Here is a 16,084-nt window from a genome sequence, read left to right on the forward strand (position 1 = left end):
TAAGCTCATAGCGATCGCGGGCTAGTTCCCTCGTAAGTAAGACAGCGATCTACCTTAAGTAACTTTTCAACTAGACTCAGGGAACATAAAATCGATAGAGGATGTCTACAGCAAATAGCAGATAATAGTACAAGTGGGTTCGTTCTGATTCAGTGAGCAAAAAGAGCGAACTCAAAGCAGATCTGTGCTTTAAACCTTAAGTTAGTTAAGAAAAAAGAACAAACGCGATCGATGAATACATTTTTAAAAGCCTCATTTATTGGATGCTTAATTGCTATTTCAGGAACAATTTCCTCAACAGGATTAGCTGCAACTACCAAACCAGACAGTTTCCAATCTAATCAAACGCTACTTCTCGCCCAATATCCGGAAGAAAATTCCCGAACTGGCGAACAAATCACCCGACTATTAACAGAATTAGAAAGAAATATCGATAGTTTTCGGCAAACTATTGAAGGTAAAAACATCGAAGATGCAATCAACGATCGCACTCTCGATCTTCGTCAAGCAGTAGATAATCTCCACGACAGTTTTCGTGGTGTTCGTCGCAACCGCAATCAAATAGATGATGATTTACAGCTAGTTACCAACTTGCGCAATTCTCTGAATAATACGATCGAAAATACGAGAAATCTTGATAACGAAGTTGAAAACCAGTGGGATGATATTGAAGATAGTTTAGACGATGTAGAAGAATTGCTAACAGACGCAGATAATTCAGATACAATTATTGGTCAATTTCCTGACGAAGACTCTCGACGCGGTCAAAAAATCAATCAAGCTTTAACTTTATTAGAGGAAGATATCGACGATTTCACTGAAGAATTAAGGACTACTAACGTCGAACAATTAATTAACGATCGCACTAGGGATCTCCGACGCGCAGTTAATAATCTCCATGATAGTTTCCGAGGAATTAACGGGCGAAATCGAAACCAAATTGATAATGATTTTGCTGAAGTAATCAGACTGCGAAATAGTATTAGTGGTTCTTTGCTCGATCGTTCTCAAGAAGATCGCAATCAAATTAATTGGGAATTAGAAAATGAATGGGGTGGAGTTTATTGGAAAATTAGTTTGTTAGAAACTTTGTTGGATTAAGATTAGTTTGATATTTGGTAATTGGTAGTTGGTGGCGATCGCTTCCCCCGATTTACCAGTTACCCAGTATCTGGATTTGTCTTTAATAACTTGTTAAAATAAAGCATTGGGTAAGGCGATCGCCTTACTCTCAGGAAAAATCGCTTATTTCCATGTTTTTTGTGAAAAAGAAGCAACTAAATAATAATTACCTGTAAAGTCGAAGTATCGGGAGGTGAAGCAGTATATTTGGCTCAAGAACAAACGCTCGCTGACAAACTATACTTAATAAGCGTTGCTGTATACTTAGAAATTGGAGGGAAAAATGGCAAAATTACAACTAGAAAATAACACTATTTATACTAACTTAGAAGATATCGCTCGCGAATTAGCACCCTTGAATGTAGAATTAAATTATTGGCAAATTGACGATCCAGAAACTCGCAACTTATTAGCTCAAGAAACCCTGACCGATACACAAAAAGAACAGGTATTACAAAGCTTAGACAATTATTTCCAGCATCTCAAAGAAACCGCAGGCTATCAAGATCGCGACCTAATTGTTTTGCATCCAAATACACCCAATCTTGATACTTTACTGTCAAAATTCGATCGCTGTCACACTCATGCAGATGCCGAAGTTCGCTATATTATTGATGGTGAAGGCATCTTTGGTTTTGTCCGTCCCGATGGAACGCAAGTCGAGTTAACTATTCACCCAGAAGAATATATTAACGTACCCGCCAGAGTTGAACATTGGTTTCGTTTGACTGACTCGCGCCGTGTTAAAGCTGTGCGTTATTTTACCACTACCGAAGGTTGGATTCCTGAATATACGGATACAGAAATTCGTTTGTCAGTTACCAGTGGATAGTAGTTAACACTCCACTGGCTAAAGCCGAGTGGATTCTTGTTTCATCAAGTTTGTCTAGTTTAAAGCCATTACTAGCTTTAAACCCAAACTTTTCGGTAATTATCTCAACCATCTTCGCTAACTTGGAAAGAAGCATCAACTAAAGCTTCCAAGGAAACAAACTCAGGCAAATCGTCACTTTCCTCAACTGTACTTTCACCTGCTTTTCCTTGAGCAAAATTATCTAATTTCTTGAGTGCAAAAGCAGGATTTGCACGATTCTGTTCATTCAAGGTGAAGAGTTGATTAGCAGAATTACAGCTTTCCTGTGACTTGACGAGACAAATCACTGTATAACCATCAACATCACCGTAGGTAAGCTCCAAATTAGTTAATTCACCACCATTATTTTTCACTGCTTGAGTCAATTTCTCGGAAACGTGCTGACATCTTTTTTCTGGAGTCCATTTTTCGCCAAATTCTACAGTTTGCCAACTAATAATCGGAGAAGAAGAAACATTTCCTCTTTGAGCAATTGTCGCCCAACTACCTTGTTGCTGTACGCAGTTGAAAATAGTAGTTTCGGTATTGGTATCGGCTAATTCAGTGTTGACTGGTTCCTCGGTTGGGGGAAGATTAGTTTGCCGCGAACAAGCTACGATACCGGATAAAATTATACTAGCGAGTAAGGCTGGTGTGGTAATTTTCGTAATTTGGCTAGTTACAGTCCGCATTTTCATTCTCGGCTAACAGCATTTACTTTATTTAAATATGGTTTGCAGGTTAGAGACAAGATAAGTTGTCAATTAGGTAGCTTCAGAGGGCTGTTCCCTGTTAAAATCAGGGAACGAAAAAAGTGAGGATTAGCTAACTTTTCGGGCTTGTTCTTCAGCGTAGGTGAGCATTTCTCCAGAATGAAGGCGTTGAAGGTAATTTTCTAAGTCTCTGGCGACTTGGTTAGAGAGGAAGTAGGCTCCGAATAAATTAGGAAATGCCATTGCTAAAAGCATTCCGTCGCTGAAGTCGATTACGGGTCCTGGTTTAACTATTGCACCGATGAAGATAGCGAGTAAAAAGAAAATTTTGTAGATAATTAAGCTGTTTTCTCCGAAGAGGTATTCCCAGCAACGTTCGCCGTAGTAACTCCAAGAAATCATCGTGGAGAAGGCGAAGAGAAAAACGGCTAAGGCGAGGATGGCGGGAAACCATGCTAAAACGGTGCCGTAGGCGGCGCTAGTGAGGGCTGCACCTGCGCCACTATCTCGGAGGGGGGCAAATTCGGGGTTGTTGTAAGCTCCGGTGATGACGATGACGAGGGCGGTCATGTTACAAACGATTACAGTGTCGATAAAGGGTTCGAGGAGGGCGACGATACCTTCGCGGATGGGTTCTTCGGTTCTGGCGGCTGAGTGGGCGATCGCGGCACTTCCTAGTCCGGCTTCGTTGGAAAATGCGGAACGTCTTACTCCTTGGACGATTACGCCGATTATACCTCCTTCTATGGCTCTAGGGTTAAATGCTCTGCTGATGATTATTCCGAAGGCGGTGGGAATTTCGCTAAAGTTGAGGAGCAATATTAGTAAGGATGCAATGACATAGATAATGCACATTACCGGAACGATCGCCCCTGCTACCATGCCGATTCTTTTGATTCCGCCAATAATTACTAGGGCGACTAAGGCAACAACTATTAAACCGTAAACCCAGGCAGGGATGAAGGGTAGAACTCCAGCAACGGCTTCGTAGGATTGATTTGATTGAAACATACTGCCGCCACCGAATGCGCCGCCGATCGCGAATAAGGAGAAGGCGATCGCGAAAATTTTCCCCAAGGTTACGAAACCAATTTCGCCTAAGCCTCTTGACAAATAACGCATTGGTCCGCCGGAAATTGTCCCGTCTGGCTTGACGAGGCGATATTTTTGACCGAGGGTACATTCGACGAATTTGCTACTCATGCCGAGTAAACCTGCGATCGTCATCCAGAATACTGCACCCGGACCGCCGACGCTCACGGCGATCGCTACCCCGGCAATGTTTCCTAATCCTACTGTGGCTGACAGAGCTGTTGCTAGTGCTTGAAAGTGGGTTACTTCTCCTTCTTCTTCGGGATCGTCATATTTGCCTCTGACAACGTCGATGGCGTGTTTAAAGCCGCGAATATTAATCAGTTTCATCCGAATTGTAAAGAAGATGGCAGCGATAATTAGCCACGCAACGATCAAGGGAATACCTGTCCCGGCATCGAAGAAAAGGATACCAAAGACGATCTTGTTGACAAACCAGGTGAAGCCTTGGTTAATTCCTTGGAAGAAACTGTTACTAGCTTGTTCATCTTGAGCCAAGACTGTGGTGGGAATTGATAACAGAAATAGCAATAAGTATAGCCAAGCTTGTTTCCTCATAATTTTCCACAACGAATTGATTTTTTTTTGATAAGTACGAGTTTTTTGTACCATAAAACTTCTTAAAATATCGTTTTTCGGTTCGGGATTTGCTTGATAATAAGATTAAGATCGTCAAATTGGTTTATCTTACTACTGGGTAAAGATAGACGATATTTATCGATCTTGCTATGATACCAAGAATTAGTAAAAATTATGAGCTTAATTACCACTAATCGCGTTCTTGTCCCGATCGATTTTTCGACAGAATCTTGGCAAGCTCTTGCAGAAACTAGGGATTTTGTCAATGATTCAGCCAATATTTATGTTATTCATGTTTTACCTCATTTGAATCCTGCCGATCCAGGCGTAGCATGGAATACGGTTAACGATCGCACTCGCAAGCAAAATGTTGAAAAAAATCTCCTCGAACAGTTATCTGCACCTAAATATCAAGGAATTAACTATTATGTTGCCATTGGCGATCCGAGTTCGCAAATTATTGATTATGCTAAAAACGAGAATATTGAGCTAATCGTGATTCCTTCTCATGGTTATACTGGTTTGAAGCGTTTTTTCTTGGGATCTGTGGCTGAGAAGGTTGTTCGGTTTTCCCATTGTCCGGTATTGGTTTTGCGTCGTTAGGTTTCCTCTTCAGGCGATCGCGCGAGCGATAAATTCCTTGATTATTATATAGTCAAAAAATGTTTAACTTGGTTCGTCAATTCCTTGATGGTGATGGGAATGATGCGGCTCAATTTTTGACGAAATGTCTTGACTTTTTAGACTTTCTGTGTTTTCTAAGCCTGACGTTCGTTCTGCTTGTCGCAGACGATACAATTCCCCAGCAATGTTTTCTAATGCTGACAATCTTTGCTCGACTTCTGAGAGCCGATCTTGACAGGATGTAATTCCTAAATAACTCCTGAGAGCCGCGATCGTAATTTCTGATTTTGACTGCCCAGTTTCTTTCATCCGAGCAGCGATCGCTTCATCTATCTCTGGGGGGATTCTAACACCAAGAAATGGGTTGGGCATTGCCTTCAACCGCTTGCAACTTAATGTAAGTGATGATAACAGCCTCTTGTCAAGTATATTTGAGTTATCACAATGAATTCACTATTATATAAGTTGACACTCACCTTGTGTAAATTTAAGTTAAGATATCAGCTAAATTTGATACCGTTTTTCCTACAAACTTCGGTGCTGTTACGGTTTACTGGGAAAAAGTAAAGCTGTAATCTTTTTACAGCTAGGGCTTGGAAAAGTATAACAAAATGTGTTATCATTTTGATAACGACAAAAAAATAAAAGCCTCTTACACCTGTGTAAGTAATCAAATGATTAACAGCAGATTAAAAAATTTATCACTTAAAAAACTGTCACTTATACCCGATTGAGGTAATAATTTTAAGCTGTGGCAGTTAATTTGAATAAACTTTTATTTGCTCGCAGGTGGGAAAACTTTAAAAAGACAAAAAAATTACCGCAGACTCAGCAAGGAGTATAGATAAACGTGGAAAACCACAAGGGAAAAATCCTCGTGGTAGACGACGAAGCTGCCGTCCGCCGTATCTTGAAAACGCGCCTAACTATGGTTGGTTACAACGTCTTAACCGCCGCCGATGGTCACGAAGCATTAGACATTTTTGCTTCTGCGTTACCAGATTTAGTTGTTTTAGATGTAATGATGCCCCGAAAAGATGGTTATGAAGTTTGCCAAGAAATGCGCAAAGAATCGGATGTTCCGATTATTATGCTTACTGCTTTAGGGGATGTATCAGATCGAATTACAGGGCTACAATTTGGCGCCGATGACTATTTAGTAAAGCCTTTTTCACCGAAAGAATTAGAAGCAAGAATTAGCTCGATTTTGCGTCGGTTTCAGAAAAAAAACTCGCTCAACGGTAATCTTCCTAATTCTGGAGTTTTACAAGTTGGTACGCTTTACGTTGATGCGAACAAGCGCCGGGTTTATTTAGGTAATGAACTGGTACGACTGACGGAAATAGAATTTAACTTACTACAACTTTTAGTGGAAAATTCTGGGGAACCTGTCTCTCGTGCTGATATTTTGAGGAAAATCTGGGGATACTCACCACAAGCACGTGCAGATCTACGAGTGGTTGATGTGCATATCTCTCGTTTGCGAGGCAAAATTGAAGAAGATCCTCGAAATCCAGAATTTATTATTACTGAGCGTGGTACAGGTTATTCATTTCAGCGTCTTGTGAGTTTACCCCAAGCCGCAGGTGCTTGACAAAACCCCATTTACCAATTATCTAAATTAAGACGCTAAAACGACTTTTGGAAGCAAAAGTTGTTCTTTTTCAGATGCAACTATCTCCCCAATACCTAAAAAGCTTTCCTCTCCATAAACTTGAACGAAAAGGGAAGACTTTTTTTCCTGAGACAGATTAATTTTTTGTCCTTGACACCAGCGTTTTGCTTCGCTGCTAGCTAAAGTTACCCTGGGGAGATGAGACAAAACTTGTTCTGGTGAAGTTAGTTCAAACGTTCCCTCTGTTAAGCGATCTGATAATTCTTCAAAGGTGAGACTATCGGCTAGGTTTAAACCACAGCTTTCAGTACGCATTAAGTTTACCAAAGTTCCGCCAGTACCTACTGCCTCTCCTAAGTCCCTAGCGATCGCCCGAATATAAGTTCCCCCACCACAATTAATTGCTACTTCTAACTCCGGAAATTCCCCCGGATACCAAGCTAAAATTTCCAGTTTCGTTACTTCTACAATTCTACTCGGAACCTCCACTTTTTCCCCAGCCCTAGCTAACTCATACATCCGCTTTCCCTCGCGCTGAATTGCACTATAAGCTGGCGGGATTTGCTCAATTTTTCCGAGAAAATTACTTAAGTGAGGTTCAATTTTTTCTAAACTTAAATCCGCCGTTGATTTAGTAGCAATAATTTCTCCTTCTAAATCGTCAGTAGTCATTTTTACACCAAAGCGGATTCTTGCGTGATAAGCTTTTGCTGTTGGTAAAAATTGTAACAATCTGGTTGCTTTGCCAATCGCAATTGGTAATACACCAGTCGCCGCCGGATCGAGGGTTCCACCATGTCCAACTCGCTTAATTTTTAACATTTTTCGCACTTTGGCGACGCAATCGTGAGATGTTAATCCAGCAGGTTTGTTTAAGTTAAGAAAACCTAACACAGTCCTAATATTAAGAATTGAATATTTGTTAGCAATTATACTATTTATTTTTGACTTTTTCTGGTATTATCTAGATAATGGGATTATGAGTGCTAAAAAATACTTGCTCAGATTCCCATTATTAAGAAAGTCTAGCTAAAGAATAGCACAATAATTTGCCAAAATCAACTTTTTTCTGCGTCTAATTCAAGGAATTTTTGCAAATTAAATGAGCGCGATTCAGTTTTTCTTGGTATTATCTAAATCATAAAAATATAACATAATAAAAATATAACTGCGAAAAATACTTGCTCAGATTCCCATTATCAATAAGCTCTACCTAAAGGATAGCACAATAATTTCCGAAAATCAAGTTTTCTCCGCCTCAAATTTTGCAGATTTTTCTGAAATTAAATGAGCGCGAGCGAATTTTTCTGATATTTTTTAGAAAACAATTGTTCAGATCCCCATTATCAAGAAAATCTACCTCGAGAATAGCACAATCATTTCCAAAAATCAAGTTTTCTCCGGTCTAATTTCGCAGATTTTTTTTCACATTCAACTATCTTTAGCTAAAGAGCAACCTATAAGTTTTACCTGAGTGAAATTAATCTAAATAATTTTAATTAAATGAGCAATTATTGTCTTGATTTTGTGGCATTATTTAAATAATAGAAATCTAACCGTCAAAAATTAGCTACTCAGATTTTCATTATCAAGAAACCCTAGCTAAAAAATACCACAAAACTGCTTATTCGCCAAGATTTTCTAATATTAAATTTTCCACCAAACTCAAAGGAAGCAAATCTTGAGAAAGAAACTGAGCATAAGCGGGACTAAGATAAACTTGATACTCCAAAAGATCGCTAATATAAGTAGCAAAAAAAGCCACACTTAAAGCTTGAATATACTCTTGAGCAACTTGAGGATCTGGACCAATCGCTTGTTCCGGGACTGGGACACCTTCCTCACTCGAACTACCCAAAGCAGAAAAATGAGTTCCCCCTTTAAGCAAAACGAGATATTTTTCCTGGTTATTCAGCCAAGTAAAAGGTATAATTTGTTCAGCCAAAGCCGGAGCAACAGTATCTGCACTGCTAGTAACAATCATCAAAGGAATTTCGATGTCACTCAACTCATCTTCACCAAAGATCGTGCTAGTTAAAGGATTAATCGCGATCGCAGCCTGAATCCTCTCATCTTGTAAATTGTAATTCAAATCTGGTAAAGTATCAGCCTGACACTGAATTAACAAAGATAAATTCAACGAATTCAAAGGTGGACAAACACTTTGTAACTTCTCATAATTAAACTCAGCACCAGTAACAGCCAAAGCAGTATAACCTCCATAAGATTGACCCAAAATCCCCACCTTATCGGTTCTTATTTGTTGTGAATAAGAGCTTTCTAAGACATCTAAAAGATATTTTATATCCAAAGGTCGGTCGATCAATTCTCGTGAGGGAGTAACTTCATTAGCTAAACCACTAGCAAGTTGTTGTAACTGTTGAGCATTACTACCAGGATGTTCGACAACAGCGACAGCAAAACCATAAGAAGCTAAATGTTTTGCGAGATACTCAAAAGTTTCGCGACTCGAACCAAGTCCGTGAGAAATTACCAGCAAAGGAGATGATTGAGGTTGTTGGGGAACATACAAATCAGTAGGAAAAATGCGTCCGCGAGAACGATCGCTAAGAATTAAAGTCTGTGTTTCATAAGCAACGTTACCAGGTTGACGCAAATCTGGTAGCGTCGCAAAACTTTCTAATATTTCTGGGGAAACTTCAGCTTGGGATTGAGTTTCAATTTTCGCGATCGCCAAATTAGTATTTTGAATAATACTACTTAACTGGTCGATAATTTCAAATCCGCGATCGGAACGAATTAAAATTCCCTCAGTCGGAAACTTTTTCAACACATTCAAAGGAGTCAAACCTTCACCTTCGTCTGCGGCTGCTAAAATTAATGCCGAACGAATTGCATAAAAACCCGGTTGTCGCGCTTTTGTTTGAATAATCTCACCCACTCGTCGTAAAATTAGTTGACCTTGATTCGAGTAGAAAAATTGGGAAACTGCTAAGGGAGTCAAATCTGCACGAGTCGTCAAAATTGTTCGTAACTGTTCGAGTTGCTCTGGAGTTAAATATTTCGCATAATTAGCTAATTCTCCCCTAATCGTACCTTCTTTGGCGTATTCTTCCAGTGCGTTTACCGAGATCGAAAATTCCAACGGACCGACAGACAAGTAAATACGTTCTGCTGCTTTTACAGGAAGCATCGCAGTAGAAGTCAAGCAAACTCCCAAATTAAAGAGGAAAATTCCTAACTTAGCTGTAAAAGGTAAACTACGTGGCAGATTTGTGTTCATTAGTTAGTTAATGGTGATTAATGCGATTGGGCGATCGCGTCGTAAAATCCAGCTTATAATGACTTTTTATGCCTAACCTTAAGTTTTCCGGGTTGGGTTAATTACTAGGAGGATCGTAATGGGAAACTTAAAAGGACGAGATTTACTCAGGATGACAGACTTCTCTCCTGAAGAAATTAAACAACTTTTAGCCTTAGCCAAGCAACTGAAAAACCAAGAAATCTCACTTAAGTGTCCAAAAGTTCTCGGACTGCTTTTCTACAAAGCTTCCACGAGAACTCGTGTTTCTTTTTCTGTGGCTATGTACCAACTTGGCGGTCAGGTTATCGACCTAAATCCTAATGTAACCCAAGTTGGTCGCGGCGAACCAATTTCTGATACTGCGAGAGTTTTGGATCGCTATTTGGATATTTTAGCGGTACGCACGTTTCAACAAGCGGATTTGGAAACTTTTGCTAGCTACGCGAAAATTCCGGTTATTAATGCTCTTAGCGATTTGGAGCATCCTTGTCAAGTTTTAGCCGATTTATTGACTATTCAAGAATGTTTTGGTTCTCTGAGTGGGGTTAGTGTCGCTTATCTTGGTGATGGAAATAATGTCGCACATTCGTTGCTGTTGGGTTGCGTACAAATGGGGATGAATATTCGTATTGCTTGTCCTCCAGGTTACGAACCAGATCGTAGTATCGTTGAGGAAGCGAAGGAAATTGCGGTGGATAACGCGCAAATAGAGCTTACTCAGGATGCCAAAGCCGCAGTGAAACAGGCTCAAGTAATTTATACTGATGTTTGGGCGAGTATGGGACAAGAATCTATGGCTGATGCGAGGATTCCGGTTTTCCAACCTTATCAAGTTAATGAGGAACTTTTCGCTGATGCCGATCCTAACGCGATCGCACTTCATTGTCTTCCTGCACATCGCGAAGAAGAAATTACTGAAGCTGTCTTAGAAGGTTCTCACTCGCGAGTTTGGGATCAAGCTGAAAATAGAATGCACGCTCAAAAAGCTTTACTTGCTAGTTTACTAGGTGCTGAGACATAAGTTTGTTCGTAGTGAGGACTTCAGTCCTCCTCTCTCTCCGGGAAATTTGCGCTCGGCGATCGCTACACTTCCTGTTGCTTGTTGCAAATTCAATTTGACAAATTCTCGGCCAAGTGACCTTATAGGCGCGCACCTTCTCCACTATATATATATTACCATATTAATTTTTCTTTGGCAAGATAATTTTCTTAACCACCAACAAAATTTGTCGAACTTGTTGATTATTGCTTCAACTCAAGACTGATTGAGAACAATTTTGGTCGTAATCTTTGTTGACTTTTAATTCAAGCTAGAAAAAATTTTCTTGGCAGTTGGTAATTGTTAGTAACAGACAAAAAAAACTTAGCAAAAATGATGACAAAAAGCCAATTTCTCTGGTACAACTGTTCTAGGATAAAAAGTATTCAGCCGAGAAGGTAAAAACTTCCCAGCCGAAGAACACCAACAAACCATTTTGCCCCAAAGATAAAGCTATGGAACCATTAACAACCGCTCAAAAAGAGCTTTACGATTGGCTAGTGGAATATATTCGCACCACCCAACACGCACCATCAATACGTCAGATGATGAAAGCAATGAAATTAAAATCGCCAGCCCCAGTGCAAAGTCGTTTAGAGCGTTTGCGAAACAAAGGATACATTGATTGGTCAGAAGGGAAAGCGAGAACGATTCGGATTTTACATCAAGAACCCCAAGGACTACCAATTTTAGGAGCGATCGCGGCGGGAGGATTAGTAGAACCTTTCACCGACGTAAAAGAAAAACTCGACTTATCAGAATTATTCAACAAAAAAAACCACTTCGCCTTAAAAGTCGTCGGAGACAGCATGATTGGAGATCATATCGCCGAAGGAGACATGGCGATCGTGCGTAAAGTTCATAAAGGAGAAGAAATCAAAAACGGAGAAATTGTCGCCGCGAGAGTTACAGGACTCGGTACCACCTTAAAACGCTTTTACAGCAACCAAGAAAAAGTGATTCTCAAACCCGCTAACCCCAACTATCCTCCCATCGAAGTCAAAGCAAACAACGTCGAAGTACAAGGAATACTCGTAGGAGTCTGGCGCGGTTATCAACTTGCTTAAACCCAACTTAAAAATTGTAAGCTGGGCAAAAGTCTCAGCTTACCAACTACTAATAATATGGTCAAAATATCTCCCAGCCTGCAAAGCAAACTCGCCACACCCTTAAAAATCGGTTCCGTCGAAATCAAAAGTCGCGTTTTCCAGTCACCCCTTTCCGGAGTTACCGACTTAGTTTTTCGGCGACTAGTAAGACGTTACGCCCCCGACTCAATGACATACACCGAGATGGTAAGCGCCAAAGAATTGCACCATCTGCGAAAACTACCAAAAGTCATGGAAATTGCTCCCGACGAACAACCAATCAGCATTCAACTATTCGACTGCCGTCCTGATTTTATGGCAGAAGCAGCCGAAAAAGCCGTCGCCGAAGGAGCAAAAACCATCGACATCAACATGGGTTGTCCCGTGAACAAAATCACCAAAAAAGGCGGCGGAAGTTCCTTATTGCGTCAACCAGAAACCGCAGCAGCGATCGTTACTACCGTAGCCAAAGCCGTATCCATACCCGTCACCGTCAAAACCCGCATCGGTTGGTCTGACGAAGAAATCAACATCTTAGAATTTGCTCGACGAATGGAAGACGCAGGTGCTTCCATGTTAACTTTACACGGTCGTACCCGCGCCCAAGGCTATAACGGCACCGCCAAATGGGAATGGATTGGCAAAGTAAAGGAAATACTAACTATTCCCGTAATTGCTAACGGAGATATTTTTTCCGTCGCCGCCGCAATCAAATGTCTCGAAGAAACCAACGCCGACGGTGTAATGTGTTCGCGAGGGACTTTAGGTTATCCGTTTTTAGTGGGAGAAATAGATTATTATTTTAAGACAGGTAAAGAGTTACCCACACCAACAATAACTGAGCGTTTAGAATGTGCTAAAGAACACCTCCAAGGCTTGTGGGAATATAAAGGAATTCGGGGTATTCGCCAGTCAAGAAAACACATGGCTTGGTATTGTCAAGGATTTCCCGGTGCGAGTAAATTACGAGATCGTCTTTCGCGTCTTGAAAGCGTCGAGGAAGGATGGGAATCGATCGATCGCGCGATCGCCACTCTCAACTAATTACACTTAACCCAGGTTCGGCGATCGCTAATAGCAATGGGTACAAAGCCGAACTACTTATTTAAGGTAGCTTAGATATCTTAATAGTGTAAGCAAGATTAATCAACTTGCCAGTAACAAATCAAGCAATTAGGAGGTCATGAATATGGCACTGGTACGTTGGCAACCTTTCCGAGAAGTTGATTCTTTACAACGAGAAATGAATCGTTTATTCGATAGTTTCTTGACCGAAGACGGCGAACATCGTCGTTCAGCTATGGCTACTTTTGCACCCGCAGCCGAAATCGAAGAAACTGCTGATGCTATCCATCTTCGTTTAGAAATTCCTGGTATGGAACCTCAAGATTTAGACGTACAAGTTACTGCGGAAGCTGTTTCTATTCGCGGCGAACGTAAGTCTCAATTTAAATCAGAAGAAGAAGGAATGACTCGTACTGAATTCCGTTACGGACAATTTCAACGAGTAATTCCCCTACCCGGAAAAATCAAAAACAACGAAGTACAAGCTGAATACAAAGATGGGATTCTCCAGCTAACTTTACCCAAAGCTGATGAAGAGAAAAATAAAGTTGTCAAAGTCAACATCGGCTAAAGGTTCAGAGCGGAACTTGCACTTTTGCTTGAGAATATTTGGGGTAACTGCGTCAGCTAAACTCTGCCAAATAACGACTGAAAAATAATTCTTGTTACCAGTAATTTATTCTCTGTAAGTGCAAGATATTGATTAAAAATTCGTTTCAATAATTTAAACAACTAATAATTAGGATTGGCAAACAACTAAGCATAAATTGCCAATCCTATTATTATATAATGACTAGAGAAAATATCCGCAGATTGGCCAAAGCAAGAATTAATTAAATTCAAATTCGCGATCGCCACCCAAATTGGTGTATCTATAGAAGATAGATGCTGACACGAAACTGTTTGAGTATTTATGTCCAAATCATTCTCCAGCAATGGCTCTCTAACCCAAAAAAACCTCGCCCTTCTCCGCAAAAGCACGGAAGGGAAACTTGAGTCACCTGAAAACAGTCACTTCAATCCGGATGATTTAGTAACTTGCATAAATAAGATAAATAATAAGCATCTCTACAGTTAAACCAAAACCATGAACTCTCAGCTCGACTGTTCTGGCTACAGGACATCCAAGCTCAAACAAGAAAGTAAGCTAGCAGTAGCGTCAGGTCAAAAAAAACGCCAGCGTCGCCGGAGTCTGACGGGACTGTCGATAGTTTTGTTTGCTTTGTGTTGTAGCATAGCCACACCCGTATCAGCAGCAGAACGCTTGACTCTGCGTTTAGGACCGCTTCAACGTTCAGTTGCAGTAAACGATTTAGAAGAATTTGCCAAAACAGGCAAACTGCCAGCTTCTTTAAGACTCTACGCCCCGGTACTAACCCCGCAAGTGCGACAAATTCTAGGAAACAGCTTGCAAATCGAACCTAGCGTAGCCGAAAAATTTCTTGAAGAACTCTTAAACTCTCCCGATGGAGAAAGATTAATCGAACAACTCAGCATCGCCTTACCAGGAAGTAAACCAGAACAGCTAAAAGCAGCAATTCAGATTGCAGTACAGCAAGCAGATGGTTTAAGCGCGATTAGTTTTTTACGAGCCTATCCAGCCGAAAATCTGACCGTAGATGCAACAGCAGCAGTAGGAATTGTCGTACAATTAAACGCCTCAAACCTCCAAAGCCGAATTTTGGCTCCGATGCTAGAGCGAGAACTAAGTGTAGAAACCACAGCCAGATCGATTCGTTCCAGCATAGATCCCACAGCGCCAGGAGCAGAACAAATCCGAAGACGGACATTAATTTTACGCGATCGCCAACGTCAGAGAACTATCCCCGTCGATATTTACTACAGCGCCAACACTAGCGGTCCACTAGTAGTAATGTCTCACGGCTTTGCTGCCGACCGCAAATTTTTAACTTATCTGGCGGAACATTTAGCATCCTATGGTTTAACTGTCGCAGCCTTAGAACATCCGGGCAGTAATATTGATGCAGTCGCCGAAATGTCAATCGGTTTAAACCCCGCCGATTTATTACCCGCTTCCGAATTTAGCGCTCGTCCCCAAGATGTCAGCTTTTTATTAGACCAACTCCAGAGACTAAATAAATATCCTGGTTATTTAGAAAATAAATTTAACACCGAACAAGTAACTATTATCGGTCACTCCTTAGGAGGTTATACCGCCTTAGCCTTAGCAGGAGGAGAATTAAACTTACCTCAACTGCGCTTTTTTTGTTCAGATTTAAGTCCATTAGGGCGATCGCCCGCCGATTGGTTGCAATGCGCTGGGATTAGCTTACCAGACAGCCCCAACTCCCTGCGCGATCGCCGCATCGTTTCCGCGATCGCCCTTAACCCCCTAGTCGGAAAACTCTTTGGTGACAAAGGCTTAAATCAAATCAAAATACCGACAATGATTTTAGCTGGAAGCGAAGACGCGATCGCCCCACCTTTACACCATCAGCTTTTACCATTTACCCAACTAAAAGGAGAAAAATATCTACTCACAGCGATCGGCGGAACCCACATGAGCGTCACCGACATTGGTAACATCAACAGTGCAGTCAGACAAACCACTCTCGTCAAAGAACTTTTAGGTACTCCAGCCGAACCCTTACGACAACTCGTAAAAGGTACAACCTTAGCCTTTATCAAACAACAAAGCCCCGAAGCCAACAACTACAAATTATTTCTGACCCCAGAATATGCCCAAAGTTTAACACCAACAGTATCCGGTCAAAATCCCTCGCCCTTACAACTGCGCTTAACCACCCAACTACCAGCCCGACTCGAAGCATGGCTGCAAGTCTTAGGAGTCAGCGATCGCCCGATCGCCTACAAATCGCCCTTAGAAGAAACTCAGCGAGATCCCCTAGCAACCGCTAAATTTCTTCCCTTCGCACCCAACTTCTTACGTCGTCGTAAAACCCTCCCTAAAGTAGAAACTTCTAGCCAAAATCTCGATAGCTATTTAACCGAACTTTTAGAGGATTAGGTATTGAGGACTGGGTTCAGTGAACAGCGAACAGCGATCG

The 16,084-nt window shown here is 41.1% G+C and carries 14 protein-coding genes; 9 read left to right on the top strand and 5 right to left on the bottom strand.

The window, feature by feature from the left end; all coding sequences use genetic code 11:
• The first annotated feature begins 231 nt into the window (after positions 1-231).
• Together G3T18_RS05775 and G3T18_RS05780 are read left to right on the top strand one after the other, a co-directional pair.
• Positions 232-1,101: an Mce/MlaD family protein gene (locus G3T18_RS05775; protein ID WP_224409584.1), complete on the top strand. Its 870-nt coding sequence runs from the start codon at positions 232-234 to the stop codon at positions 1,099-1,101.
• Positions 1,102-1,405: 304 nt separating this feature from the next.
• The gene (locus G3T18_RS05780) at positions 1,406-1,954 is read left to right on the top strand and encodes a 1,2-dihydroxy-3-keto-5-methylthiopentene dioxygenase (RefSeq protein ID WP_224409585.1); all 549 of its coding nucleotides are present in this window, start codon (positions 1,406-1,408) and stop codon (positions 1,952-1,954) included.
• 104 nt (positions 1,955-2,058) lie between these two features.
• On the opposite strand, the gene G3T18_RS05785 is transcribed toward G3T18_RS05780, so the two are convergent.
• Entirely contained in the window at positions 2,059-2,673 is a 615-nt protein-coding gene (locus G3T18_RS05785; protein ID WP_224409586.1) for a COP23 domain-containing protein, read from the bottom strand.
• Positions 2,674-2,796: 123 nt separating this feature from the next.
• Positions 2,797-4,392, bottom strand: a complete 1,596-nt coding sequence (locus G3T18_RS05790; protein ID WP_224409587.1) for an alanine/glycine:cation symporter family protein — start codon at positions 4,390-4,392, stop codon at positions 2,797-2,799.
• A 141-nt stretch (positions 4,393-4,533) separates the two neighbouring features.
• Between G3T18_RS05790 and G3T18_RS05795 the strand changes: the two genes are divergently transcribed.
• Complete coding sequence (locus G3T18_RS05795; RefSeq protein WP_224409588.1) at positions 4,534-4,962, top strand: universal stress protein; 429 nt, start codon at positions 4,534-4,536, stop codon at positions 4,960-4,962.
• A gap of 63 nt (positions 4,963-5,025) precedes the next feature.
• Here G3T18_RS05795 and G3T18_RS05800 read toward each other — a convergent pair whose 3' ends face one another.
• Positions 5,026-5,355 carry a hypothetical protein gene (locus G3T18_RS05800; protein ID WP_224409589.1) on the bottom strand — a complete coding sequence of 110 codons (330 nt, stop codon included), beginning with the start codon at positions 5,353-5,355 and terminating at the stop codon, positions 5,026-5,028.
• A gap of 478 nt (positions 5,356-5,833) precedes the next feature.
• Here G3T18_RS05800 and rpaB point away from each other — a divergent pair, with 478 nt between their 5' ends.
• Positions 5,834-6,577 (top strand): response regulator transcription factor RpaB, encoded by a 744-nt coding sequence (rpaB, locus tag G3T18_RS05805; RefSeq protein WP_224409590.1) that lies wholly within the window; start codon positions 5,834-5,836, stop codon positions 6,575-6,577.
• 27 nt (positions 6,578-6,604) lie between these two features.
• Here rpaB and truB read toward each other — a convergent pair whose 3' ends face one another.
• Both truB and G3T18_RS05815 read right to left on the bottom strand, forming a co-directional pair.
• Positions 6,605-7,492 carry a tRNA pseudouridine(55) synthase TruB gene (gene truB / locus G3T18_RS05810; protein ID WP_224409591.1) on the bottom strand — a complete coding sequence of 296 codons (888 nt, stop codon included), beginning with the start codon at positions 7,490-7,492 and terminating at the stop codon, positions 6,605-6,607.
• Between the two features lie 730 nt (positions 7,493-8,222).
• Positions 8,223-9,842, bottom strand: coding sequence for an alpha/beta hydrolase (locus tag G3T18_RS05815; protein ID WP_224409592.1), 1,620 nt, complete (start codon positions 9,840-9,842; stop codon positions 8,223-8,225).
• A 118-nt stretch (positions 9,843-9,960) separates the two neighbouring features.
• Between G3T18_RS05815 and argF the strand changes: the two genes are divergently transcribed.
• From argF to G3T18_RS05840, 5 genes are all read left to right on the top strand, one after another.
• On the top strand, positions 9,961-10,884 hold the full coding sequence (argF, locus tag G3T18_RS05820; protein ID WP_224409593.1) for an ornithine carbamoyltransferase: 924 nt from the start codon (positions 9,961-9,963) through the stop codon (positions 10,882-10,884).
• A 473-nt stretch (positions 10,885-11,357) separates the two neighbouring features.
• Complete coding sequence (gene lexA / locus G3T18_RS05825) at positions 11,358-11,969, top strand: transcriptional repressor LexA (protein ID WP_224409594.1); 612 nt, start codon at positions 11,358-11,360, stop codon at positions 11,967-11,969.
• A 57-nt stretch (positions 11,970-12,026) separates the two neighbouring features.
• Entirely contained in the window at positions 12,027-13,034 is a 1,008-nt protein-coding gene (gene dusB, locus G3T18_RS05830) for a tRNA dihydrouridine synthase DusB (RefSeq protein WP_224409595.1), read from the top strand.
• Between the two features lie 145 nt (positions 13,035-13,179).
• Positions 13,180-13,626: an Hsp20/alpha crystallin family protein gene (locus G3T18_RS05835; RefSeq protein WP_224409596.1), complete on the top strand. Its 447-nt coding sequence runs from the start codon at positions 13,180-13,182 to the stop codon at positions 13,624-13,626.
• A 516-nt stretch (positions 13,627-14,142) separates the two neighbouring features.
• Positions 14,143-16,044: an alpha/beta hydrolase gene (locus G3T18_RS05840; protein ID WP_224409597.1), complete on the top strand. Its 1,902-nt coding sequence runs from the start codon at positions 14,143-14,145 to the stop codon at positions 16,042-16,044.
• Positions 16,045-16,084: the final 40 nt, after the last annotated feature.

Origin of the sequence: Oscillatoria salina IIICB1, from assembly GCF_020144665.1 — a bacterium.
Lineage (GTDB): Bacteria > Cyanobacteriota > Cyanobacteriia > Cyanobacteriales > SIO1D9 > IIICB1.